General features: G+C 69.9%; 19 protein-coding genes and 1 pseudogene. 14 read left to right on the top strand and 6 right to left on the bottom strand.

The genetic code is table 11. The features are described from left to right. Positions 1–14 precede the first annotated feature (14 nt). Complete coding sequence (locus tag QI633_RS24275; RefSeq protein ID WP_282427325.1) at positions 15–617, bottom strand: hypothetical protein; 603 nt, start codon at positions 615–617, stop codon at positions 15–17. Here QI633_RS24275 and QI633_RS24270 point away from each other — a divergent pair. Both QI633_RS24270 and QI633_RS24265 read left to right on the top strand, forming a co-directional pair. Continuing rightward, positions 595–2,016, top strand: a complete 1,422-nt coding sequence (locus QI633_RS24270; RefSeq protein ID WP_282427324.1) for an aldehyde dehydrogenase family protein — start codon at positions 595–597, stop codon at positions 2,014–2,016. The two genes, QI633_RS24275 and QI633_RS24270, sit on opposite strands and share 23 nt — an antisense overlap. Positions 2,017–2,019: 3 nt before the next feature. Further along, on the top strand, positions 2,020–4,038 hold the full coding sequence (locus tag QI633_RS24265; protein WP_282427323.1) for an MFS transporter: 2,019 nt from the start codon (positions 2,020–2,022) through the stop codon (positions 4,036–4,038). Between the two features lie 275 nt (positions 4,039–4,313). On the opposite strand, the gene QI633_RS24260 is transcribed toward QI633_RS24265, so the two are convergent. Then, on the bottom strand, positions 4,314–5,312 hold the full coding sequence (locus tag QI633_RS24260) for a calcium-binding protein (protein WP_282427322.1): 999 nt from the start codon (positions 5,310–5,312) through the stop codon (positions 4,314–4,316). Between the two features lie 294 nt (positions 5,313–5,606). On the opposite strand from QI633_RS24260, the gene QI633_RS24255 reads away from it, so the two are divergent. Next, the gene (locus QI633_RS24255) at positions 5,607–7,121 is read left to right on the top strand and encodes an aldehyde dehydrogenase family protein (RefSeq protein WP_282427321.1); all 1,515 of its coding nucleotides are present in this window, start codon (positions 5,607–5,609) and stop codon (positions 7,119–7,121) included. Positions 7,122–7,152: 31 nt separating this feature from the next. On the opposite strand, the gene QI633_RS24250 is transcribed toward QI633_RS24255, so the two are convergent. Further along, complete coding sequence (locus QI633_RS24250; RefSeq protein WP_141796978.1) at positions 7,153–7,944, bottom strand: IclR family transcriptional regulator; 792 nt, start codon at positions 7,942–7,944, stop codon at positions 7,153–7,155. Positions 7,945–8,120: 176 nt separating this feature from the next. Here QI633_RS24250 and QI633_RS24245 point away from each other — a divergent pair, with 176 nt between their 5' ends. The 7 genes from QI633_RS24245 to QI633_RS24215 are packed head-to-tail and all read left to right on the top strand — an operon-like array spanning position 8,121 to position 18,069. Beyond that, positions 8,121–9,146 (top strand): ABC transporter permease, encoded by a 1,026-nt coding sequence (locus QI633_RS24245; protein ID WP_282427320.1) that lies wholly within the window; start codon positions 8,121–8,123, stop codon positions 9,144–9,146. A 41-nt stretch (positions 9,147–9,187) separates the two neighbouring features. Continuing rightward, positions 9,188–10,330, top strand: coding sequence for a substrate-binding domain-containing protein (locus tag QI633_RS24240; protein ID WP_282427319.1), 1,143 nt, complete (start codon positions 9,188–9,190; stop codon positions 10,328–10,330). Positions 10,331–10,335: 5 nt separating this feature from the next. Next, positions 10,336–11,883 (top strand): sugar ABC transporter ATP-binding protein, encoded by a 1,548-nt coding sequence (locus QI633_RS24235; protein WP_282427318.1) that lies wholly within the window; start codon positions 10,336–10,338, stop codon positions 11,881–11,883. A 33-nt stretch (positions 11,884–11,916) separates the two neighbouring features. Further along, entirely contained in the window at positions 11,917–14,073 is a 2,157-nt protein-coding gene (locus QI633_RS24230) for a hydantoinase/oxoprolinase family protein (protein WP_141796982.1), read from the top strand. Then, positions 14,070–16,214 (top strand): hydantoinase B/oxoprolinase family protein, encoded by a 2,145-nt coding sequence (locus tag QI633_RS24225; RefSeq protein WP_282427317.1) that lies wholly within the window; start codon positions 14,070–14,072, stop codon positions 16,212–16,214. The genes QI633_RS24230 and QI633_RS24225 overlap by 4 nt, the downstream gene beginning before the upstream one ends. Next, positions 16,211–17,356 carry an iron-containing alcohol dehydrogenase gene (locus tag QI633_RS24220; protein WP_160158153.1) on the top strand — a complete coding sequence of 382 codons (1,146 nt, stop codon included), beginning with the start codon at positions 16,211–16,213 and terminating at the stop codon, positions 17,354–17,356. Before QI633_RS24225 ends, QI633_RS24220 begins: the two co-directional genes overlap by 4 nt. Then, entirely contained in the window at positions 17,353–18,069 is a 717-nt protein-coding gene (locus QI633_RS24215) for a class II aldolase/adducin family protein (protein WP_282427316.1), read from the top strand. Before QI633_RS24220 ends, QI633_RS24215 begins: the two co-directional genes overlap by 4 nt. A gap of 9 nt (positions 18,070–18,078) precedes the next feature. On the opposite strand, the gene QI633_RS24210 is transcribed toward QI633_RS24215, so the two are convergent. Continuing rightward, positions 18,079–18,798, bottom strand: a complete 720-nt coding sequence (locus QI633_RS24210) for a TetR/AcrR family transcriptional regulator (RefSeq protein ID WP_282429325.1) — start codon at positions 18,796–18,798, stop codon at positions 18,079–18,081. Between the two features lie 68 nt (positions 18,799–18,866). On the opposite strand from QI633_RS24210, the gene QI633_RS24205 reads away from it, so the two are divergent. The 4 genes from QI633_RS24205 to QI633_RS24190 all read left to right on the top strand — a co-directional run bounded on the left by QI633_RS24205 (position 18,867) and on the right by QI633_RS24190 (position 21,680). Continuing rightward, positions 18,867–19,622: an SDR family oxidoreductase gene (locus tag QI633_RS24205; protein ID WP_141796986.1), complete on the top strand. Its 756-nt coding sequence runs from the start codon at positions 18,867–18,869 to the stop codon at positions 19,620–19,622. A 94-nt stretch (positions 19,623–19,716) separates the two neighbouring features. Further along, complete coding sequence (locus QI633_RS24200) at positions 19,717–20,043, top strand: nuclear transport factor 2 family protein (RefSeq protein ID WP_141796987.1); 327 nt, start codon at positions 19,717–19,719, stop codon at positions 20,041–20,043. Between the two features lie 105 nt (positions 20,044–20,148). Continuing rightward, positions 20,149–20,760 (top strand): allophanate hydrolase subunit 1, encoded by a 612-nt coding sequence (locus QI633_RS24195; protein WP_282427315.1) that lies wholly within the window; start codon positions 20,149–20,151, stop codon positions 20,758–20,760. Beyond that, positions 20,757–21,680: a biotin-dependent carboxyltransferase family protein gene (locus tag QI633_RS24190; RefSeq protein WP_282427314.1), complete on the top strand. Its 924-nt coding sequence runs from the start codon at positions 20,757–20,759 to the stop codon at positions 21,678–21,680. Before QI633_RS24195 ends, QI633_RS24190 begins: the two co-directional genes overlap by 4 nt. A gap of 26 nt (positions 21,681–21,706) precedes the next feature. On the opposite strand, the pseudogene acs reads toward QI633_RS24190, so the two are convergent. Beyond that, positions 21,707–23,706, bottom strand: a pseudogene (gene acs / locus QI633_RS24185) (acetate--CoA ligase). A gap of 47 nt (positions 23,707–23,753) precedes the next feature. Continuing rightward, positions 23,754–24,149: a DUF779 domain-containing protein gene (locus QI633_RS24180; RefSeq protein ID WP_141796991.1), complete on the bottom strand. Its 396-nt coding sequence runs from the start codon at positions 24,147–24,149 to the stop codon at positions 23,754–23,756. Positions 24,150–24,166 lie beyond the last annotated feature (17 nt).

Here is a 24,166-nt window from a genome sequence, read left to right as displayed (position 1 = left end):
TAGGCTCGATGAACTCAGGTGTGTCGAGCACCACGCCGCGGAAGGAAGCACGTGCCGCACAAAGTTTCGAGGACAGCATGAGCATCGCGGTCCTGGTCCTCCGGCGCATGATCGGCCTGATCCTCACCCTGCTGATCGCCTCGTTTGCCGTCTTCGCGGGCGTCTCGGTCGCGCCCGGCGACCCTGCCCAGCTGCTCGCCGGGAGGAACGCCAGCCCTGAGGCGCTCGCCGAGGTCCGCGCCGAGTACCAGCTCGACGAGCCGTTCGTCGTCCAGTACGCGGAATGGCTGGGAGGCGCGGTCACGGGCGACCTCGGACGTTCCACCAGCTTCCAGGCCGAGGTGCGGCCGCTGATCGTCGATCGGAGCCTGACCACGCTCATGCTGGTCGCCTATGCATCGATCCTGATCGTCGTACTGGGCGTCGTGGCTGGTGTCGTCGCCGCAGTCCGTGGCGGGTGGTTGGGACGTTCGATCACGACCGTCGCGACGGTGGCGATGGGTGCGCCGTCCTTCGCCGTCGCGCTCGTGCTCATCTACCTGTTCTCCACCCGGCTGACCTGGTTCCCCATCTTCGGCACCGATGCCTTTGCCGATGCCTTCGCATCCGGAGCTCATCACTCTGCGACGTCCCGCGGACGGGGCTGCCGTCGGGACGTACCGCACCGTCGACGAGCATGGCGTGCGGGAGGCGGTCGCGGTCGCCGCCGAGGCAGCCCCAGCCTGGGCCGCGCTGCATCCGCGGGCGCGAGGCGAGCTGATGGCCGAGCTGGCCCGACTGATGGGGCGCGACGCAGAGCTGCTGGCGAGGCTGGACTCCGAGGACGGCGGCAAGCCAGTCACCGACTGCGTCAGCGGCGACGTACCCAGCGCCATCGAGGCGATCCGCTGGTTCGCCGAGGCCGCAGACAAGGTGTCTGGGTCGGTCGCACCCACTGACGGCGGTGCCTTGGGCATCACCACGCGGCACCCGATCGGCGTGGTTGCGGCCGTCGTGCCCTGGAACTACCCGCTGGCGATGGCGGCCTGGAAGATCGGACCCGCCCTGGCATCTGGCAACTGCCTGCTGCTGAAACCGGCCGAGGCCACACCTCGCTCGGTGCAACACCTTGCCGCGCTCGCGGCCGATGCCGGCCTCCCGACCGGAGTCCTCACCGTGCTACCCGGACACGGAGCGGTGACAGGCCGAGCGTTGGCGGAGGACCCGCTGGTCCGCGCGATCTCGTTCACCGGTTCGCAGATCACCGGGCGACAGATCCTGGCCGGCGCCGCGGCCTCGAACTTCAAGCGGGTCTCGCTCGAGATGGGAGGAAAGAGCCCCCAGATCCTGATGCGCGACGCTCTCTCGTTCGGCGAAGAGCTGTTCGAGGAGATGGCCGTCTCCGCATTCCTCAGCAGCGGCCAGAACTGCACAGCGGGCTCACGGGTGTACGTGGACGCCGCAATCTTCGACGAAGTCGTCCAACGCTTCGTCACGGCCGCGGAGAAGCTGGTCCTCGGCGACCCGGGCGACCCTCGCACCCAGATGGGGCCGCTGATCAACCGCGCCGCACTCGAACGCGCGGAGGCCGCCGTGAGCGACGCCGTGACGCGGGGAGCTGCCCTGCTCACCGGTGGCGCCGCGGTGCCGGTCGTGCCAGGTGGCCACTACCTGCCCGCAACCGTCGTCGCGAACGCGCCGCGTGACTGTGCAGTGTCCCAAGAGGAGCTCTTCGCTCCTGTCGTCACCGTGTCACCCTTCCGCGAAGAGGACGAGGTCATCGCCCTTGCCAACGACACCGAGTACGGGCTCGCCGCCTCGGTGTGGTCCCGCGACGTCGACACGGCACTGCGGGTCGCCCGGCGGGTGGAGGCGGGAGTGGTCTCGGTCAACTGCTACAGCGAGGGCGACATCACCACCCCGTTCGGTGGCTGGAAGCAGTCCGGCTTCGGCGGAGCCGAGAAGTCACTCGTGGCCTTCGACCAGTGGACCCTGCCCAAGGTGACCTGGCTGCGCACCCGGATCAAGGAGGACTGAGGCGTGCCCCGTGCCAGCCGTTGGTTCGTGCTCGCTGCCTTCGCCCTGCTGGTCAGCGCCACCCAAATCCTCTGGCTGACCTTCGCCCCGATAGCCCGGCAGTCCCACGACGCGCTCGGTGTCTCGGAGGGAGCGGTCGGCGACCTCGCGATCATCAACCCGCTGGTCTTCGTCCTGCTCGCGATCCCGGCTGGGCGCTGGCTGGACCGGTGGTTCAGCACCGCATTGGCCGCCGGAGCGCTGCTCACCGCTATCGGCGCCGTGCTTCGGATGGTCGACACCTCGTCGTACGCAACGATCTTCGTCGGTCAACTGGTGATGTCCCTCGGACAGCCGTTCGTGCTCAACGCCAGCACCAAGGTGGCCGCTCGCTACTTCCCACCGCTCGAGCGGACCGCGGCGATCTCGGTCGCCAGTGCCGCCCAGTTCGGCGGCATCTTGGTCGCTGCGTTGACCGGAGGGGCGTTGGTGGACGCCGGTGGCCTCGGGTTGGTGCTCCACCTCCAGGCAGGCTTTGCGGTGACGGCGGCTGCGGCAGTGCTGGTGGCGGGCCGTGTGCCCGCCTCGTACGCGCTCGGCGCAACCGGCGAAACGTCGCTGAGGTGGCTGCGCCGCGATCCGCTGATGTTGCGTCTGGCCGGCCTGCTCTTCATCGGGGTCGGCGTGTTCAACGCCGTGGCCACCTGGCTGGACACGATCCTCGTTGACCTGGGTCACCCCGGTGCGGCCGGCACCCTCCTTGCGGTGATGACGATCTCCGGTGTCGGCGGCGCCGTCGTGCTGCCAGGGCTCGCCGCGCGCCGCGGCCGGCGACGCGCGCTGCTGCTCACGACCACGCTGATCAGCGCCGTTGCGTTCCTGGCCATTGCCCTTGCTCTCGCCGTGGTGCCCGGCGTGCTGCTCGTCGCCGTCCTGCTGGCGCTCGTCGGGTTCGTGCTCCTCTCAGGCCTGCCAGTGGCGCTGGACTGGTCGGAGCTGCAGTCGGGTCCCGATCGAGCCGGCACGGCCACAGGGTTCCTGCTGCTCGCCGGCAACCTGGGCGGAGTGGTGCTGGTGCTGGTCGTACAGGCAGCCCTCGGCAACCCCTACCTGGCGCTGGCCACGATGTCGGTGGTCGTGATGCCGGGCCTGCTGCTCGCGCCCGGTTGCCCAGGCATGTCATGTCCCACATCGACGACGACCGCCGCCGGTCGGAAGAGTTGGCTTCGCCAACGTCAATGCCATGATGACCGGTGGCAGCGGACTCCCGGGCCGGCTTGGTGCCAGGCCGACCAGGCTCGGCGAGCCCCGTGCCGGCTCCGGTACGAGCGGGCGGCGGGTTCGGCGATTCGAAGCGGGGCCCCGAACAACCGGACGCGCCGAACGCTCGTGGCTGTGGATATGCGTCGCTCGGCTCCCTCCCCTCAGTCCACCTGCCTGCGCGAGGCGACGTCGCGTCATTCGACGCGGCTCGAACTCGGCTCAAAACGTCGGTCAATGAGCCGGCGTGGCGAGCTGAACCGACGGGCGTCGACCCGAGGCGACGTGCCTCCGGGAGGTGCCGCTGACCTGCTAACTTGGGAGTCAGTGAGCGTCGGCCCCAAGCGCGTCGAGTCGGCGCGAGACGAACTCGAATTGGATCGATTCAGACTACGGATCAGAAGGTCGTCCAGCGGCGTAGGTGCTCACACAGCCCGCCGCCAGCCAGGCTCGAGAGTCGACGCGAGCAGACCGCCCGCCAGCCGCACACGGTCCGCAAAAAGTCCGCAAATTGTTCCGAAGTCGCACGCTGTGTCCAGCATCTACAAGCGGCTCGGAATCGGCGTTTGCGCAGGTCAGGCGCGGAGTTCCGCAACTGCCAGCATCAGTCACCAAGACCCAGAAATCCCTCGAATCCTCCCCCTGGTACTACTAGAGGCCGCTGTTCGCCCAGGTCAGAGCCCTGACTGGCGCTCGCTGTCCCCATTGAGTCCCCAAGATGGCCTTCGCCAGCTGGGAGACCGCGTTGCGGGTCCGGTCCTCTGCCGTGGGCCACGGGTGTGAGCATGTCCAGGGTCGTCGTCGCCGTTGAGTGACCCATCGCTGCCCTGGGCGGCGACGACATCGCAGCCGGAGGCGATGAGGCGCGAGGCGTAGAAGTGGCGCAAGGCGTGGAGCCGAGTGGACAGTCCTGCTGCCCCCTCGTGGCCCTCCACCGCCAGGGTGACGGCGTTCATCCTCTCCCTTGCGGAGACCGGCAAGAGCGCAGAGGGCGGACGCTCGAGATCCTGGCCGGTGCGGCCCACAACCGGCTCCGGGCTGGCCGGCCGGCGAAAGGGTCAGATACTGGACTGCTCCTCACAGCGCACCGCGGTGTCCCGCTCCCGGCCGCCGCGGCAGACGTCGTGATGTGGCCCGCCGTCGAGACGGTCGACGCCCGTGAAACCGCGGAGCCGGTCTCGGCCCCTCCCGCCTCGCAGGATGTCGTTCCCGCGGCTCCCGCGGAGGATGTCGGACCCCCGGCCTCCGACAATGACGTCCGCGCCGAGGTAGCCGTCGAGGGAGTCCGCTCCCCGCTGGCCACGCAGGGTGTCCTCTCCGTAGCCGCCATTGATGCTGTCGTCGCCGTCGCCGCCGTTGATCAGGTCGTCGCCGTAGTAGCCGTCGATCACATTGCGGCCAGCGTCACCTGTGATCACGTCATCGTGGCGGCTGCCAGAGGCGTTGTTGATGGAGATCAGGACATCGGTCTTGTCCGGTCCGTCGCCCCTGGCAACGCTCCAGCCGTGCGTGGATGACCCCGGTGAGGAGAGTTGCACGATGACCCCGACCGCTGCGTTGGCGTACTGAACGGTGCCGCCGTCCGACCCGCCGTCCGCGACGTCGGCGTCACCGATGCCTGGCCAGATGTAGTCGTTCCCGAGCCCGCCGAGCAGCGTGTCGGAACCGCTCCCCCCGAGCAGGTAGTCGGAGAAGTCGCCACCCACCAACAAGTCGTCGCCGTCGTCGCCGTTGAGGATCTGTGCGTCCCTCGCGCCTCCACCGACGGCGCACACGACATCGTTGCCTGCCCCTGCAGACACCATCGAGGGACCCGTGACCGCGATCCGGTCGTCGCCTGGCGTGCCGAGGACGTTGCCGGCTCCGGTTTGGGTCACCACGCCGGTGTCCACACCCTGCACGACCAGGTGATCATCGACCACCGAGCACAACGCGTCGGACGGCACGGCCGTCGGCGCGGCGATCGATGATGACGGAGGGGCGACCAATGCGGCTGCGGAGGCGATCACCGCGACCGCGAGGACCTTCCCGGGTGCGCGCAGGCTGGTGACATTCACGAAGCGAAACTGCCCCGGCCTGCCAAGGCCAAACCGCGCTTGGCTGAGGCGATCACCCACCAGGAGAACAGGGTGACGGGGACGCGGCTTGGATCCCTGTCGGGTCCGACGCGGTGGAATGGAACCACTCGAGGTGAATCGCCCCCCCGGTTTCGTGGCGGCTCGGTTAGCTGGAACCAGCCCCGGTCGACCGAACTTCTGTACTGGGGAAAGTCCTCCCGTTCAGATTCTGTTCTGCGTGAGAGTGGACGCGGCGCCGGGCACCCGGCCCCGCGCCCCGCCGTGGAGGTAGAGATGAACCGATCGTTGACCGTCGCCGACAGCGGCACCGCCGCGCGCGCCGCCCGGGCCGCCGAGATCGCCACCCTGGTCGAGCGCGACTGGCGTCTCCTGATCGATGGTGAGCTGGTGCCGGCCGAGGCCGGGGCGAGGTTCACGGTGAGCGACCCGTTCACGCAGCAGCCGATCGTCGACGTACCCGACGCCTCACTCGCGGACGTCGACCGGGCGGTCGCCGCGGCCGAGGCGGCGCTCGCCGGCTGGCGCGCGACACCGGCGCTGCAGCGTGCCGAGCTGGTGCGCCGGTTCGCCGACCTGGTGGAGCAGCACGGCGAGGAGCTGGCCCTGCTCGACACGATCGATGCCGGGTCCCCGATCTCCAACGCCCGCTTCGACGTCGAGATCGCGCTGGGGCAGATGCGGATGTACGCCGGCTTCGCGCTCGAGATGAAGGGCGCGACCATCCCCGCGAGCGAGAACCTGCACCTCACCGTGCGGGAGCCCGTCGGCGTGGTGGCGAAGATCTTCCCCTACAACCACCCCTTGATGTTCGCCTGCCGGATGGCGGCCCCGCTCGTCGCCGGCAACCCGGTCGTGGCCAAGCCGCCGGAGGCGGCGCCCCTGTCGACCCTGCGACTGGCGGAGCTCGCGAACCAGGTGTTTCCCCCGGGGGTGGTCAACGTTGTCGTCGGCAACGGCCCTGAGGTCCCGGACCGGCTGGTCCGGCACCCAGCAGTGCGCCGGATCGGCTTCATCGGATCCGAGCCGACCGGCAGGGCGATCCAGCGTGCAGCCGCCGAGAGCGGTGTGAAGCACGTGACCCTCGAGCTCGGCGGCAAGAACGCGATGGTCGTCTTCGACGACGCCGACCTGGAGAAGGCGGCGGCCGGCGCGGTCGCCGGCATGAACTTCACCTGGTCCGGCCAGTCCTGCGGCTCCAACTCCCGCCTCCTCGTGCATCGCTCGCTGCACGACGAGCTCGTCGACCGCGTGGTCGAGCTGGTCGAGGCCCGGACCATCGGCGATCCGCTCGACGAGGGCTCCGAGCAGGGCACGATGATCAACCGCTCCCAGTTCGACAAGTCGATGTCGTACGTCGACGTGGCCCTCGCCGACGGCGCGGTGGTCCGCACAGGCGGCGGCCGCCCCGACGGTCCGGCCTTCGAGGACTCGCTGTTCGTGGCTCCGACAGTGCTGGTCGACGTGGCGCCGGACACCCGGATCGCCCGCGAGGAAGTCTTCGGGCCGCTGCTCTCGGTCATCCCGTTCGACACCGAGGCCGAAGCGGTCGCGATCGCCAACGGCGTCGACTACGGCCTCACCGGCAGTGTCTGGACCAAGGACCTCGACCGCGCAGTGCGCGTCGCCCGTGCCTTGGAGGCGGGCTTCGTGTGGGTCAACGGCTCGAGCCAGCACTTCCTCAACGTCCCGTACGGCGGCGTGAAGGCGTCCGGTGTCGGCGGCAAGGAGGAGTGCCTCGAGGAGCTGCTGTCCTACACCGAGGAGAAGGTCATCAACATCATGGTGTGACCGCTGCGCCTGTGTGGCCGCGCCGTGCTCCTCAGAGCCCGAGCGCGGCCACGTCCATTTGCAGGTCGTGCTGACTGGCCATGATCAGCTGGATCGACTCCGGCGCCAGCAGCTCGGCGAATCGGGCCGAGGGCGCAGAGATCGACATCGACGCGATAGCTCGGCCCGTGCCGTCTCGCAGCGGAACCGCGACCGCACTCACGCCCTTCTCGGTCTGCTGGTTGGTGGTGGCGAAGCCGTTGCGCCGGCACGCCCTGATCTCGCGCAGAAGGGAGCCGAGCTGCCTGTCGCTGAGGGCGTCACCCATCGCCGTGGCGCCCGGGCTCTGATAGAGCTGGCGCAACCCGTCGTCCGGAAGGTCGGCCAGCAGTGCCTTGCCCCCTGCGGAGGTGCTGGCCGGCAGCACGGCTCCCATGCGCGACACGATGCGCAGAGTCCGGTTGCCCTCCTGGCTGAACAGGAAGTGGATCTTCGTGCCCACCCGGACAACCAGGTTGGCCGTCTCGCCCGTCCGGTTGGACAGCAGCTCCAGGTGTGGCACCGCCACGTCGCGCAGCTGTCGGGTCCACGACAGTCCGACCGGGCCGACGCCCAGCGCCGGCCCGGGGCGGTAGGCCTTCGACTCGTCCTGCACGGCGAAGCCGTGGAAGACGAGCATCGACATCAGCCGGTGCACGGTCGACTCTGCGACGTCGAGGTCGCGTGCGGCGGTGCGCAGCCGGAGCTCGCCGTGGTCACGCAGCATCTGGATCAGCCGCAGTGCGCGGTCGACCGAGGACACCATGTAGGCCGGAACCTCGCGCGACTTCTCCGGCTTCTGCATCCCAGAAGTATCTGGTCCTTGTTTCTGCAAAGCAACACAGTTGAGGAACAAGGCGTGACGGGCGTCACCCGCCGGACCGGCCGATCGAGCCGGGTTCGCAACAAGCCCGCGGCACGCTCTCTCGGGATCCCACCACCACGGGTGGACGACCTCCCGTGTCCAGGAAAGGAAGCGCCATGACCGACACCACCCTGCAGCGGCGAGGCCAGCGCACGCGGTCCGTGGCGCGTCCGCGTCGACGCACGGCCGGTTGGCGATCCCTCGGCTACCGGTACGGGATCGTCGCGGTCTGGGCGGTGGAGGTCGTCGTGTTCGCGGTCCTCGCACCGGACACGTTCCCCACCGCTGCCAACATCACTTCGCTGCTCAGCTCGCAGGCCGTTCTCCTCCTGCTCGCGCTGGCGCTGGTGCCGACGCTGGTCACCGGCGAGATCGACCTGTCGATCGCAGGCACCATGACGGTCGCGGCCACGACCGCAGCCCAGCTCAACGCGGTCGAGGGACTCAACGTGTGGCTCGCCGTCGCTGTCGCCTTGGGCGCTGCGGTCGCGGTCGGACTGGTCAACGCCTTCCTCACCGTGAAGGTGGGCGTGGAGAGCATCATCGTGACCCTCGGCATGGGCACCCTGCTGGTCGGCATCTCGGTCTGGCTGAGCAACTCGCTCACCATCAGCGGCGTCTCGCCCGAGCTCGGCAACCTGCTCAACACCCAGCTGGCACGCGTGAACACCGCGTTCTTCCTGGCGATCGGTGTCGGCGTGGCGATGTGGTTCGTCTACCGCAACACCGTCTTCGGCCGGGGAGCGGTGTTCGTCGGCAAGAACGCCGAGGTGGCACGCCTCTCCGGCCTGCCGGTCGCCCGGATCAAGGTGGTCAGCTTCGTGGGCACGGCCTTCCTGGCCGGTGCCGCGGGCATCCTCGTCATCGGCATCGCCGGCGGCCTCCAGCCGACGTCCCTGCAGACCCTGCTGCTGCCGGCCTTCGCTGCTGCCTTCCTCGGCTCGGCGATCATCGAGCCCGGCACGTCCAACCCGATCGGCACGATGGTCGCCGTCCTCTTCCTCGCCACCGGGATCAGCGGCCTGGTCCTGGTCGGCCTGGATCCGTGGATCCGCGACGTCTTCTACGGCGCCGCTGTGGTCGTGGCCGTCACCGTCTCGCGCCTCGCCGCGATGGCCGCCCCCTCGGCGGGGCGTCCGTGAGCTCGGGCTCCACCTCACCCCTGAATCCCAAGGAGAAGTCGATGTCCGTCCCCAAGTTCGCGGCGGCCCTGACCGCTGCCGGTCTGACCGCCGCGCTGACTGCCTGCACCACCCCGGCCGACAGCACCTCCGGCGGTGGCTCCGGCGACGTCCCGAAGAGCGTCACCGACAACGTCGCCGCGCACGCCGGACCGCTCGAGGCGTCGTACGCCGGACCGGCCTTCGACGTCGGCGCGCTGCGGGGCAAGCGGGTCTGGTGGGTGACGCAGTACGCCGGCAACCCGTTCCTCGCCAGCATCGGCCGCAACCTCACCGAGGCGCTCGACAGCGTCGGCGTGAAGGTCACGACCTGCGATGGCAAGGGCAACCCCGTCGACGCCAACGCTTGCATCCAACAGGGCATTGCCCAGGGTGCCGACGCCATCCAGGTCGACGGCCCCGAGCCGGCGACGTACGCCGAGTCGCTGGCGTCCGCCGAGAAGGCGGGCATCCCGGTGCTCTCCGGGGCCGCGGTCGACGTCACCACCACCGACCTCGCCGACGGCTTGGCCGGACAGACCAGCCAGCCGTTCGGGCTGACCGGCGAGTTGGCCGCCGACTGGATCGTCAAGGACTCCGGTGGCAAGGCCGACGTCCTGTTCCTCACGACCCCCGACGTCGTCGGCTCGGTCTCGGAGCAGAAGGCGTTCGAGGCTCGCATCGAGGAGACCTGCCCCGATTGCTCGCTGACCGTCAAGGGCGTGACCCTCGCCAACTGGGCCAACGACCTCGGTACGACGACCAGCTCGGAGCTCGTGAAGAACCCGAAGATCACCTATGTCGTGCCGGCCTTCGACCCGATGACCCAGTTCACCAACCCCGCGATCCTGCAGGCCGGACGCAGCGACCTGAAGGTCGTGACGGTGAACGGCAACCTGCCCTTCCTCCAGGAGCTGGCGAAGGGCTCGCCGATCAAGGCGATGGTCGGCATCGACCTCGATGCGCTGGCCTACCTCGAGGCGGACCAGCTGTTGCGCGCCATGACCGGCCAGGACACCCTGCTGGACATCGTCGCGCCGGTGCGGATATTCGACAGGGGCAACGTCGGCGACCTGAGGCTCGACGCGGCCGCGGCCGACGACGGCTCGTGGTACGCCGGCAGCGGCGCCTACGCCGACCTGTTCGCCGGCCTCTGGGAGAAGTGAGTCCGATGGGGGTGGTCATCGAGCTGCGTGACGTGCGCAAGTCGTACGTGTCGGGCATTCCGGTGCTGCAGGGTGTCGACCTCGACGTCCGGGCCGGCGAGGTGACCGCCCTCGTCGGCGCCAACGGCAGCGGCAAGTCGACGCTGGTCAAGATCCTCAGCGGCTACCACGAGCCGGACCGTGGATCGCGCGTCCGCTTCGGCGACCAGATCATGGAGGGCCACATCCACCCGGCGCAGGCCCGAGCGGCAGGAGTCCGCTTCGTCCACCAGGACTCGCGCATGGTGACGGGGGTGTCGGTCCTGGAGAACCTCCTCGTCGACCGCCTCGGCACCGCATCGCTCGGCCGGCTGGACTGGCCGGCCGAGCGGAGACGGGCACAGGCCTTCCTCGACGAGCACCGCATCACGGTCGACGTCCGCGAGGACGCGGGCACCGTCTCCCTCGCAGACGCGGCCAAGATCGCCATCGCCCGCGCCGCGGGACCGGAGAGCGACACCGGCCTGCGGGCCCTGATCCTGGACGAACCCACCGCGGCGCTGGGCCGCGACGACGCGGCCGAGATGCTCGACTGGGTGCGCGCCCTGGCCCGCGGTCGCGGAGTCGGCGTCCTTCTCATCGGGCACCGTCTCGAGGAGATCCTCGCGACCGCGGACCGGGTGGCGGTGCTGCGCAACGGCCGGATCGTTGCCGACACGCTCGTCGCCGAGCTCGACCACGACAGGCTCGTCGAGCAGATCGTCGGCCACGCGATCGATGCCTACTACCCCGAGCGCGAGGGCGCCACCGGTATGCCTGTCCTCGAGGTCGGCGACCTCCGCGGTGGCGAGGTGCGGGGCATCTCGTTCACTGTCGCGGCGGGAGAGGTGCTGGGCGTCACCGGCCTCCCCGGCTCCGGCTTCGAGGACCTGCCGTACCTCCTCATGGACCCGCGAGCCGGCGCTCGCGGTGCGTTGACGGTGGCAGGTCGCGAGATCCAGGTCGCGAGAACACCTGTGCGCACGCGGGTGCAGGCCGGTCTCGCCCTCGTCCCCGCCGACCGCAAGCGTCGAGCGCTGGCGACGTCGGTGTCGGTCACGGGCAACGTCGGGCTGCCGCACCTGCGCCGGTTCCGGACCTGGTCGGGTCTCAGTGCCCGGGCGGAGCACCACCTGGCCGACGGGGTGGTGCGCGACTACGCCGTGTCGCCCGCTGACGCACGGGTGATCACCGGCAACCTCAGCGGTGGGAACCAGCAGAAGGTCGTCATCGGCAAGTGGATGTCGACCCGACCCCGGGTGCTGGTCGTCCACGAGCCCACCCAGGCCGTCGATGTCGGCGCCAAGGCCGAGATCTTCAAGCTGCTCGCCGACGCCGCCGCCGAAGGGATGGCCGCCGTCATCGTCAGCGTCGAGTACGACGACCTCGCCCACCTCTGCGACCGGGTCCTCGTCGTCGGCGCGGGACGCGTCGTCGCCGAGCTCTCCGGCGACGCGCTCAGCCCGGAATCGCTGGCAACCGCCGCCTACCGCTCAGGAGTCGAAGGACTCCCCGAGCCGGCCTCCATGCGTTGAACTAAGGAATCGAAGGAAACCCGAGGAACCATCATGACCACTCATCACGACACCGGGACCGGCGCCAGCCAGGACCTCTACATCGGCGTCGACACCGGCGGCACCTTCACCGACATCGTGGTGATGGATGCTGAGGGCGGCGTCTACGCCACCAAGGCGCCCACCACGCCGGACTCGCTCGACGTCGGCGTCTTCGATGCCCTCGCCCTGGTCGCGGAGCACCGCGGCGAAAGCGTCACCGAGCTGCTCGGCAAGGTGGTCACCTTCGGTCACGGCACCACCCAGGCCACCAACGCGCTCATCGAGCGCCGCGGCCGCCCGACCGGGCTGCTCACCACCCGGGGCTTCGGCGACACCCTCATCATCCAGCGGCTGATGGGCTTCACCGCCGGCGTGCCCGTCGAGAAGCTCGGGGACTTCAGCGAGCGGTCCTACCCCGACCCGATCGTCCCGCGCGACCTCATCGCCGAGGTACCCGAGCGCGTCGACCACGCCGGACAGGTCGTCGTACCTCTCGACGAGGCGGCGGTCCGCGCCGAGGTCCAGCGCCTGGTCGACGCGGGCATCACCTCCTTCGCCGTGTGCCTGCTCTGGTCCTTCCGCAATCCCGCGCACGAGCAGCGGATCGGGGAGATCGTCCGCGAGCTGGCAGGGCCCTCGGCGTACGTCAGCCTGTCGAGCGAGGTCAACCCGGTGCTCGGCGAGTACGAGCGGACCGCGACCACCGTGCTCAACAGCTACCTCGGCCCGGTCGTGGAGCGCTACCTCGAGAGCCTCGAGGCACGGCTGCGTGCCGAGGGCCTCTCCGGCCGGTTCAGCGTGCTCAACAGCATCGGCGGCGTGATGAACGCCCGCGACGCTGCCCAGCGCGGCGTCCTGCTTCTCGGCAGCGGGCCGACCGGCGGCGTGCTCGGCTCCCACCACCTCGCCGCGCAGCTCGGCCACCGCAACATCATCACCTCCGACATGGGCGGCACCAGCTTCGACGTCGGCCTGGTCGTCGACGGCAAGCCCGTGGTCAAGGCGGTCACCGAGGTCGCCAAGTACCACGTCGCCACGCCCATGGTCGACATCACCGCCATCGGCGCCGGCGGTGGGTCGATCGCCACCGTCGTCAACGGCAAGCTCCGCGTCGGCCCGGCCAGCGCCGGCTCCTACCCCGGCCCGGTCTGCTACCAGCGCGGCGGCACCCAGGTGACCGTCACCGACGCCGACGTCGCGCTCGGCGTGATCGACCCCGACAACTTCCTCGGTGGCCGGATGACGATCGACAAGGCCGCCGCGGAGGAGGCCATCCGCACCCAGATCGCGGAACCGCTCGGCATCAGCGTCGTCGAGGCCGCCGCCGGCATCCGCGAGATCGTGGACGCCCGGATGGCCGACACCCTGCGCGAGCTCACCGTCGGGCGGGGCCACGACCCGCGCGACTTCGTCCTCTACGCGTACGGCGGTGCTGGCCCGATGCACTGCGCCGGCTTCGGCGCCGAGCTCGGGGTGGCCTCGATCGTCGTACCGGCCACGTCGATGGCACACAGCGCGTACGGCGCACTGAGCGCCGACATCCACCACGGCGCCGAGCGCTCGGAGTCGTTGCGCAGCTCCCGCGGCAGCACCGCGCCCTGGGAGGAGTTCGACCGCACCCACATCGAGTCGATCTTCAAGGAGCTCGAGGAGGAGGTGCTGGCCAAACTCGCCGGCGACGACGTCGCCGAGGCGGACACCGTGATCGTCAGGTCGGTCGACATGCGCTACCGCAGCCAGACCCACGAGCTCATCATCCCGGTCACCGGCGACCTCGCCGATCCCGACTGCCTGCACGACCTGGTGCTTCTGTTCGAGCGCACCTACGAGGAGACCTACGGCAAGGGTTCCGGGTTCCGCGAGGCCGGCATCGAGCTGACCACCTTCCGCGTGGCGGGCATCGGTCGCACGGTCAAGCCGTCCTTCCGGGCCTTCACCCCCACTCCTGGTGCGGCGACGCGCACACGGCCGGTCTTCGACGTCCTCGCAGGCGACTGGTGCGAGGCAGTCGTCGTCGACTGGGGCGCGATGCAGCCCGACCAGCAGCTCACCGGCCCCGTCGTCGTCGAGCACCCGACCACCACCGTCTACGTGGCCCACGGCCAGCGGGTCCACGTCGACACCATCGGCAACCTGCTGATCACCCCCCAGACAGGAGCAGACGCATGAGCACCACCGCCGCACTCGACCCGATCACCTTCGAGGTGATCCGCAACAAGCTCTCGGCGATCACCGAGGAGCAGGCGACCACCCTCAAGAACGTGTCCGGGTCGCCGGTCGTGACCGAGGCGACTGACTTCAACGTCGGCATCTACCTCGGCGACGGCTCGGTCGTGACCATGGGCCCCCAGGTGCTCTTCCACTCGGGATCGATGGCCAGCGTCGTGCGCAACATCATCACCGACTGCGAGGACAACCCCGGGATCCGCGAGGGCGACATGTTCGTCCTCAACGACCCCTACAAGGGCGCCCTGCACCAGATGGACGTCACCTTCGTCGCCCCGGTCTTCGCCGAGGGCCGCCGAGTCGCGTGGGTCGGTGCCTGCGCGCACCAGATCGACGTCGGCGGAATGAACTTCGGCAGCTGGAGCCTCGCGGCGCGGGGCATCCAGGAGGAGGCCATGCTGTTGCCCGGCATCAAGCTGGTCGAGGCCGGCGAGATCCGCGCCGACCTGTGGTCGATGCTGATGGGGATGACCCGGATGCCCACGACGGTCGGCCTCGACTTCAAGGCGATGGTCGCCGCCAACAATGTCGCTGCCGGCCGCCTCACCGAGCTCTTCGAGCGCTACGGCCTCGACACGGTGCTCGAGGTGATGGGCCACGAGCTCGACCACTCCGAGCGTGAGCTGCGCCAGGTGCTGAGCAGCCTGCCCGACGGCGTCTTCCGGGCCGTCGACTGGATCGAGCACGACGGTCACGAGAACAAGCTGTACGAGTTCCGGCTGACGGTGACCAAGACCGGCGACTCCCTGGACTTCGACTTCACCGGCACGTCGGAGCAGGCGCCCGGCTTCATCAACTGCACGTACTCCGGCCTGGTCGCCGGCGTCTTCACCGCGCTGCTGCCGACGCTCGCGCCGAACCTGCGGTGGAACGAGGGCCTGCTGCGCCCGGTGTCGATCACCGCACCCAAGGGCACGGTCGCCAATGCGAACTGGCCGGCCCCGGTCTCCAGCGCCACCGTGTCCGCTGTCTGGGTGGTCACCAATGTGTCCTTCAGCGCGTTGTCCCGGCTCGTCACCACCGCCCCCGACGTGGCGCGGCACGGCGCCGGTGTGACCAAGGGGTCGATGAGCGTGATGGTGCTCAGCGGCCTGTACCCCGACGGCGACCCCTACGGGAACTTCCTGCTCGACTCGACCGCCGGCGGCGGCGGCGCCTACCGCGACCACGACGGGCTGACCGCCTCGGGCGACTTCTGCGTCCCGCGTCCCGCGATCGCCAACGTCGAGTCGCACGAGGCCGACGGCCAGATCCTCTTCCTCTACCGGGGGATCGTGCCCGACTCGTCGGGGCCCGGCCGTCAGCGCGGTGGCTCGACCGTCGGTCTCGCGCTCACGCCGCACGGCACCGACCAGCTCCAGGCGATGCTCGTCGGCCACGGGGTCGAGGTGCCCAACAGCGCCGGCATCTTCGGCGGCATGGAGGGATCCTGCAACCGCAACGAGCTGCTGCACCGCGTCGACGGCGTCTCGCCGGTCGGTCTGGTGCACTCAGCGGCCGACCACGCGTCGTGGGTCGGTGAGCGGGAGATCATGAACGCCAAGCCGGGCTTCTTCACGCTGCGACGCGGCGACGTCGTGTCCTACAGCTTCCAGGGCGGTGGCGGCTACGGCGACCCGATCGACCGTGATCCCGCGCTCGTCGCCGAGGACGTGGCGACTCGGCAGGTCAGCGTCGCCACCGCATCGGAGATCTATGGCGTCGTGCTGGACGGCGACCTCACCATGGACGCGTCCGCGACCGACGCGCGGCGCGCCGCGATCCGGGCCGAACGGCTCGGAGCTGCCCCTGTCGCGGCGGTGGGTGTTGCCGAGAGCGCGGGGGACCGGCGCCTCACGCCCGACCTGAGCGTCGCGGCGGACGGCCACGTGCGCTGCAGCTGTGGCCACGACCTCGGCGCCGGCCCGGACTGGAAGCAGTCCGCGAAGCGTCGCACTGTTCCGGCGCAGGCGCACGGCCCGCTGCTGCGACTGCACGAGGAGCTGGAGCTGCGCGAGTACGTCTGTCCTTCGTGCGCGAGACTGCTGGAGTCCAGCGTCTGCCGCATCGGGGCGGCCGACCTGATCACCTCGGAGCTGACGTGAGCACGGCGTTCCCGCGGTTCGCCGTGCGCACCGAGGTGGTGACCGGCCTCGGCAGCCTGGCCCACCTCGACGCCCTCGTCGCCGGCTTCGGCCACCGGGAGGTCGCCGTGGTTGCCGACACCGCGCTTGAGCCGGCAGGGGTCCTCGCCCGCGTGCTGGGGCACGCGCCTGAGGCGATCGTCGTCAGTCAGACCCTCGTCGACCCGGACCCCGACATCGAGGTCGTGGAGCAGGCCGCCGCACAGGCTCGCGCGGCGGGCGCGCGCTGCGTCCTCGCGATCGGCGGCGGCTCCGCTCTGGGCGTCGGCAAGGCCGTCGGCATCCGGCTCACCAACGACCAGCGGATCGATGCCTACGAGGGTCGCGACAAGGTCGGCGAGCAGCCGGCGCCGACCATCGCCGTACCGACGACCGCGGGCAGCGGCAGTGAAGTCTCCAATGCCCTCGTGCTCCACGAGGCCGGACGAGACAACGAGATCGTCGTCCGCGGAGAGCTCTGCGCACCGCGTGCGGCCGTGCTCGACGCGACGGTGCTGCGCACACTGCCGCGCACACCCTTGGTCCACTCCGCCCTCGACGCGCTCTCGCACGCGCTGGAGGCCCTGTGGGCGCGGGGAGCGAGCTACTTCACCACAGCCACCGCGATCCCGGCGGCGCGCTCGATCATCGAGCTGCTGCCCGCAGCGGCGACCGGGGCCGACGACGGGAGCAGCGCAGCAGGCGCCAACGACGTCGTGCTCCAGGAGCTTCTCGAGGCGAGCTGCGCGGCCAACATGGCCTGTGGCAACAGCGGTCTCGCGCTGGTCCACGCTCTCTCCTCCTCGCCGTCCGTCCGGGTTCCGCACGGCCTGCAGAACGCCGTCCTGCTCCCGCACGTGGCACGTTTCAACGCGGACGTGCTGGCGCCGGAGGCCCGTGCCCTGCTGCCTCTCGTCGAGCACCTGTACGACGAGCTGAGGCTGGTGGCGTCCTTCGCCGCCCTCGACGCGCGTTCCGGTGCGGGCACCGTCGACGGCTGGCGCATGCTCGAGGCGAGCGCCCGCAATCCGTTCCGTGCCAACAACCTGCGCCCGACCACGGACGCCGACCTGGTGGACCTGCTCCGCGCTGCCGGAGCGACCTTCCCCGAGGAGAGCCGATGACCCAAGACCTGCGCACGCAACTCGTCGAGGCCAACCACATCCTGTTCGACCAGGGCGTCCTCGACGCCTTCGGACACGTGAGCGTCCGGAGCGACGAGCGCCCCGACCGGTTCCTGCTGGCCCGGAACATGGCTCCGGTCCTGGTCACGGCCGAGGACGTGCAGGAGTACGACCTCGACGGGCGGACGAGCGACCGCGCACCGTCCTACCTGGAGCGGTTCATCCACGCCGAGATCTACCGGGCGCGCCCCGATGTCCAGGCTGTCGTGCACAGCCACTCGGCTTCAGTGATCCCGTTCGGGTTGTCCTCGACGCCGATGCGCCCGCTGTTCCACATGGCCGGATTCCTGGCTGACGGCATCGCCCGCTTCGAGATCCGGGACGTGGCTGGCGACGCGACCGACCTCCTCGTCCGTGATGCCGACTTGGGTGCCGCGCTCGCTGCCTCGCTGGGCGAGGCCCCGTTCGCGCTGATGCGCGGGCACGGCTCGGTGGCGGTCGCTCCCTCCCTCCCGCTCGCGGTCTACCGCGCTGTCTATGCCGAGGAGAACGCCGCGCTCCAGCTGCGCAGCATGCCGCTCGGCGACACCGTGCAGCTCACGGTCGGCGAGGGCAGAGCCGCGGCGGACACGAACGCGGGGCAGGTCGGGCGGGCGTGGGACATGTGGCGCCGGCTGGCCGCCGCGCGACAGCAAGGTCTCCGCGCAGGCTGAGTGCGCGTCTCAGCTCGACGCGCCGGCGGCCAGCCTTCCCAGCCACTTGCGCAGCAACGTCACCTCTGCCTCGCCGATCGTGTCTTCCGCACCCCCGAGCGAGTGGAGGAGGCGCTGCGCCAAGGCAGCACCGTCCGCCGCGTCGCCCGCAGGTACGCCGGGGAGTCCGGTGATCGCGGCGATCGTCGCGTCGCGGACCTGGCCGGCCAGGGCGAGGTCCGGTTCCTCCGCGGTGATGAGGAACAGCGTCACGCCGACGTTCGCGGCCAGCACGTGATCGGCAGCGACGGCGGCCGGAACCGCCAGCCGGCCCTGCGCCTCGGCCTCCTGGCACAGCCTCATCAGCGCGGCGTGAGGATCCGCGGCTGCCTCGGGCCGGCGTCGCGGGGTGACCTGGCCGTACATCAGCGCGTAGAACCCGGCGTTGTCGAGACCGAAGCGGACGTGGGTGTCCCAGCCGTGCCGGATGTCCTCGATGGGGTCGCCGGAGGGCTCGGTCGCCTGCTTGAGTGCGAGGTAGCTCGCGAAGCCGTACTCGACGACGGCCGCGAGCAGGCCGTCCTTGCTGCCGAAGAAGTGGTAGAGCGTCGGCAGCTTCACGCCGACGCGGTCGCAGATGGCGCGTAGAGGCACGTCCTGACCGGGGGCGTCGCTGATCAGCGCTGCGGCCGCCTCGAGGAGCTCCTGCCGCGTATCCGATCGTGTATCGCTCTTGCGTTCTGCTATCACATCGATATAGTACGTCTGGAACAGCGATATATGGAACGTGTATCGGTACAACACGAAGGAAGAGGCGCATGTCCGTCCCCACTCTCGAAGGCAAGAACGTCCTCGTCGCCGCCGGCGCCAAGAACCTCGGAGGGCTGATCAGCCGCCAGGTCGCCGAGGCCGGTGCGAACGTCGCCATCCACTACAACTCCGAGGCAACCCGCCCCGCGGCCGAGGAGACGCTGGCCGCGGTCGAGGCCGCCAGCGGCAAGGGCGTCCTGCTCACCGGCGACCTCACCAAGGTCGAGAGCGTAGAGCGGCTCTTCGCCGACGCGGCCGCGGCGCTCGGCCCGATCGACATCGCGGTCAACACTGTCGGCAAGGTGCTCCGCAAGCCGATCGTCGACACCACCGAGGCGGAGTACGACGACATGCTCGACGTGAATGCGAAGTCGGCGTACTTCTTCCTGCGTGAGGCCGGTCGTCATCTCGCCGACAACGGCAAGGTGATCACGATCCTGACCTCGCTGCTCGCCGCGTTCACCGACGGCTACTCGACGTACGCCGGCGGCAAGTCGCCGGTGGAGCACTTCACGCGGGCCGCCGCCAAGGAGTTCGCGGCGCGGGGCATCTCGGTCAACTCGATCGCACCCGGTCCGATGGACACCCCGTTCTTCTACGGCCAGGAGACGCCTGAGCGCGTCGACTACCACAAGTCGCAGGCCTTGGGCGGACAGCTCACGAAGATCGAGGACATCGCCCCGATCGTCCGGTTCCTCGCGACCGAGGGCTGGTGGATCACCGGCCAGACCATCTTCGCCAACGGCGGCTACACCACCCGCTGAGCCCCTGGACGCGATCGACGTGTTCCCTCCCTACGCCGGCAAGGACCCGGCCGACCTTCTCGCACCTTTGCGAGCTGACCCGAGGAGAAGATCCATGACCAGCGAGATGCCCGAGCCCGTCGCCAGCCTCGTCGCCGCCGTCAACGGCCACGACGAGGAGGCCTTCCTCGACTCGTTCACCCACGACGGGTACGTCGACGACTGGGGCCGCGTCTTCCGCGGTCGTGCGGCCATCGACGGCTGGAGCGCCAAGGAGTTGATCGGCGCCCGCGGCACGCTGAGCGTGTCGTCGGTGACGACCGACGGCAGCGAGGTCGTCGTGGTCGGCGACTGGCGCAGCGACTACGCCAATGGACCGAGCCGCTTCACCTTCGCCGTCGACGGCGACCGGGTCGCCTCCGTGACGATCCGCGAAGGGTGAGCGTGACGCACCGTGTCCACAGCGACACCGCCCAAGCAATAGAATCGCGTCCTCCGTCGTCGCAGCTCTCACCGAAATGAGCATCGAATGCCGGAGCATGGTGTGATGCGCGTTCTTCCCTACGGCGACCAGGCCTTCATGCTCGAGTTCGACGACGTCCAGCAGGTCATCGGACATCACGCCGCGATCCTCGCCGCAGAACCTCCCGCGATCGTCGAACTCGTCCCGGCCGCCCGGACGATTCTCGTCAAGGTCGACGTGTCCCTTCGTGCGCTCGATGACGTCGTACAAGAGGTGTCGGCATTGAGCCCGCTCCCACCGGAGGCCGACCGACCGACGCCGTTGGTCGAGGTCCCCATCCGGTACGACGGCCCCGACCTCGACGACGCCGCAACCGCGGTTGACCTGAGCGTCGAGGACTTCGTACGACGTCATGCCGCGCAGACCTGGACCGCGGCGTTCACCGGCTTCGCACCCGGATTCGCCTACCTCGTCGGTGAAGACGAGTGGGAGATCCCGCGTCGATCCTCGCCCCGCGTCGCCGTACCCGCCGGCGCCGTCGCGATGGCCGGACCGTTCACCGGCATCTATCCCCGCGAGTCGCCGGGCGGCTGGCAGATCATCGGACACACCGACGTCGTGCTCTGGGACCTCGAGCGTGAGTCCCCGGCGCTCATTCCCGCCGGCTACCGCGTTCGCTTCAGGGAGGAGACATGACGGCCTCCGCCTTGGAGATCATCGATCCGGGTCCGCTCGCGACGACGCAGGACCTCGGCCGCCCGGGCCTGATGAGCATGGGCGTCCCCCGGTCAGGTGCGGCAGATCGGGACAGCCTGCGACTCGCCAACAGGCTGGTGGGCAATCCCGAGGCCTGCGTCGGCATCGAAGCCACCTTCGGTGGCCTGAGAGTTCGCGCTCGAGGCCCGCTGACCATCGCTCTCACCGGCGCACCTGCGCAAGCGCGGCGCAACGGCCAGCGCGTCGCACACAACAGCATCGTGCGGCTGGCCGATGGTGATGTCCTCGCTCTCGGCGCCCCACGCGCCGGCGTCCGCACCTACCTGGCCGTACGCGGTGGCCTGCTACCCGGGTTGGTGCTCGGGTCCGGTTCGACCGACGTCCTGTCCGGGCTCGGCCCCGCACCGCTCTCCATCGGCGTCGTGCTCCGGGTCGGAACGTCGCCGGTCAACCTTCCATCGATCGACCTCGCGCCGAGACCTCGCCTCACGAACACGACCCTGGAGTTGCCGTTGACCTGGGGACCGCGGGCGGATTGGCTCACCAGTGAGTCACGCGAGCGCCTGCTCGACACCGAGTGGACGGTCACGCCCACGTCGAACCGCATCGGGCTGCGGCTCTCCGGCAGGCCACTCGAGACCCGTTCGGATCGAGAGCTGCTCAGCGAAGGCCTGGGGCAGGGGGCGATCCAGGTGCCGCGCGAAGGCCAACCGATCCTGTTCCTCTCCGACCATCCTGTCACCGGCGGATATCCCGTCGTCGCGGTCGTCGACTCCGGTGCGATCGACGCGGCCGGTCAGGCCGTTCCGGGACAGAAGATTCGCTTCCGGCCGTCGCGAGCGGCAGCGGCGCGTCAGAAACCGCAGCTGACCGGACCGAACGCGTTGGGATGGGCGTGAGAGCTGCCGGAAGGTGCTGGCGCAGGTCAGCGCGTTGCGGACCTCCCGCTGCACCGTGACGTCGCCACGGCCCTCTCGTCGCGCTCGGCGATCAGCGCCATGATCGCCGGGTCGCTGAGGGTGGTGGTGTCACCGATCGAGCGGTTCTCGGCGACGTCACGCAGCAGCCGGCGCATGATCTTCCCTGACCTGGTCTTCGGCAGCTCGGGGACGATCGTGACCTGGCGTGGCTTGGCGATCGCACCGATCTGGCGGGCGACATGGCCGCGCAGCTCCTGGACCAGGGCGTCGCCCGCGGCGGCGTCGGGGCCGTCGCCGTCCCTGAGGATGACGTAGGCACAGACCGCCTGACCTGTGGTCGGGTCGGCGGCGCCCACGACGGCGGCCTCGGCGACCCGCGGGTGGGAGACCAGCGCCGACTCGATCTCGCTGGTGGAGAGGCGGTGCCCGGAGACGTTCATGACATCGTCGACCCGGCCCAGGACCCACAGGTCGCCGTCCTCGTCCCTCTTCGCCCCGTCGCCGGCGAAGTAGTGGCCGAGGGCGCTGAAGCGCGACCAGTAGGTCTCGACGAACCGGTCGTCGTCGTTCCACAGCGTGCGCAGCATGGCCGGCCACGGCCTGGTGAGGACCAGCAGGCCGCTGGAACCGGCCGGGACCGGGCGGCCACCCTCGTCGACCACGTCGGCGCCGATGCCGGGTAGCGGGCGCATCGCGGACCCCGGCTTGCCCGCGGTGACGCCGGGCAGCGGAGAGATCATGATCTGGCCGGTCTCGGTCTGCCACCACGTGTCGACGACGGGACAGCGGTCGCCGCCGATCACCTCGCGGTACCACAGGTAGGCCTCGGGGTTGATCGGTTCGCCGACCGAGCCGAGGATGCGCAGCGAGGACAGGTCGTACCCGTCGGGGACCTCCCGCCCCCACTTCATGAAGGTCCGGATAGCGGTCGGGGCCGTGTAGAGGATCGTCACGCCGTAGCGCTCGATGATCTCCCACCAGCGGCCCTTGTGGGGACTGTCGGGGTGCCCTCGTAGAGGACCTGGGTCGCGCCGTTGGTGAGCGGGCCGTAGACGATGTAGCTGTGGCCGGTGACCCAGCCGATGTCGGCGGTGCACCAGTACACGTCGGTGTCGGGCTTCAGGTCGAACACGGCGTGATGGGTGTACGACGTCCCCGTGAGGTAGCCGCCCGTGGTGTGGAGGATGCCCTTGGGCCTGCCCGTCGTACCGGACGAGTACATGACGTAGAGCGGGTGCTCGGCGTCGAACGCCATCGGCGCGTGCTCGGTGGAGGCGGTGTCGACGACGTCGTGCCACCACATGTCGGTCGCGTCGTCGAACGACACGTGCTGTCCGGTACGGCGGACGACGACCACGTGGTCCGCCGGGCTGTCCTTGCCGAGCTTGGCGAGGGCGTCGTCGACCGCCGGCTTGAGTGCGAACGGCGCGCCACGGCGGTAGCCGCCGTCGGCGGTGATCACCAGCTTCGCCCGGCAGTCCTCGATCCGTGACGCCAGCGCCTCGGCGGAGAAGCCGCCGAAGACGACCGTGTGGATCGCCCCGATGCGCGCGCAGGCCAGCATCGCGACGATCGCCTCGGGGATCATCGGAAGGTAGATCGCGACCAGGTCACCGCTCGTGACACCCAGGTCGGTCAACGCGTTCGCGGCACGCGACACCTCGTCCTTGAGGTCCGCGTAGGTGATGTCGCGGGTGTCGCCGGGCTCGCCGACGAAGTGGAACGCGACCCTGTCGCCGCGGCCGGCCTCGACGTGCCGGTCGACGCAGTTGTAGGCGGCGTTGAGCCGGCCGCCGACATACCACTTCGCGAACGGCCGGTCGGACCAGTCGAGCACATCGGTGAACGGCTCGGTCCAGCTCAGTCGCTGCGCCTGCTCGGCCCAGAACCCGAGCCAGTCGCTGTCGGCGGTCTCGTAGGCGTCGGCCGTGACGTTGGCGTTCGCGGCGAGTACGGCGGGCGGCGCGAAGCGGCGCTGCTGGGTCACGTCGGCTCCGGTGGACATGCGGGATCCTGCTTTCTGGGCTCTGCGGGTGCGGGGGTGGTGAACCGTCAACCGAGGCCGGCAGCGGCCTCCAGGGCCGCGTACTCCTCGTCGGTGAACAGGCGGGAGCGGATCAGGAAGCGGGAGCCGCGCGGCGCCTCGAGGGAGAAGCCGGCGCCACGACCCTTCACGACGTCGATGGTGAGGTGGGTGTGCTTCCAGTACTCGAACTGGGCCTTGGACATCCAGACCGGGACGTCCCGGTCCAGGCCGATGTCCAGGTCGCCGAGATGGATGTCGGAGCCGCCGAGCCGGAACTCGCCGTCGGGGTAGCACATGGGCGCCGACCCGTCGCAGCAGCCGCCGGACTGGTGGAACATGACGGGGCCGTGCTCGGTGGTGAGGCTGCGGAGCAGGTCCGCAGCCTCACCGGTGAGGTCGACCCGGTGCGGAAGGGAGGGCATGACCGGGCCAACGCCTG

Source organism: Nocardioides sp. QY071 (assembly GCF_029961765.1).
Classification (GTDB): domain Bacteria; phylum Actinomycetota; class Actinomycetes; order Propionibacteriales; family Nocardioidaceae; genus Nocardioides.
Note: the sequence above shows the minus strand (reverse complement) of the source record. Positions and strands in the feature narration are given on the sequence as shown.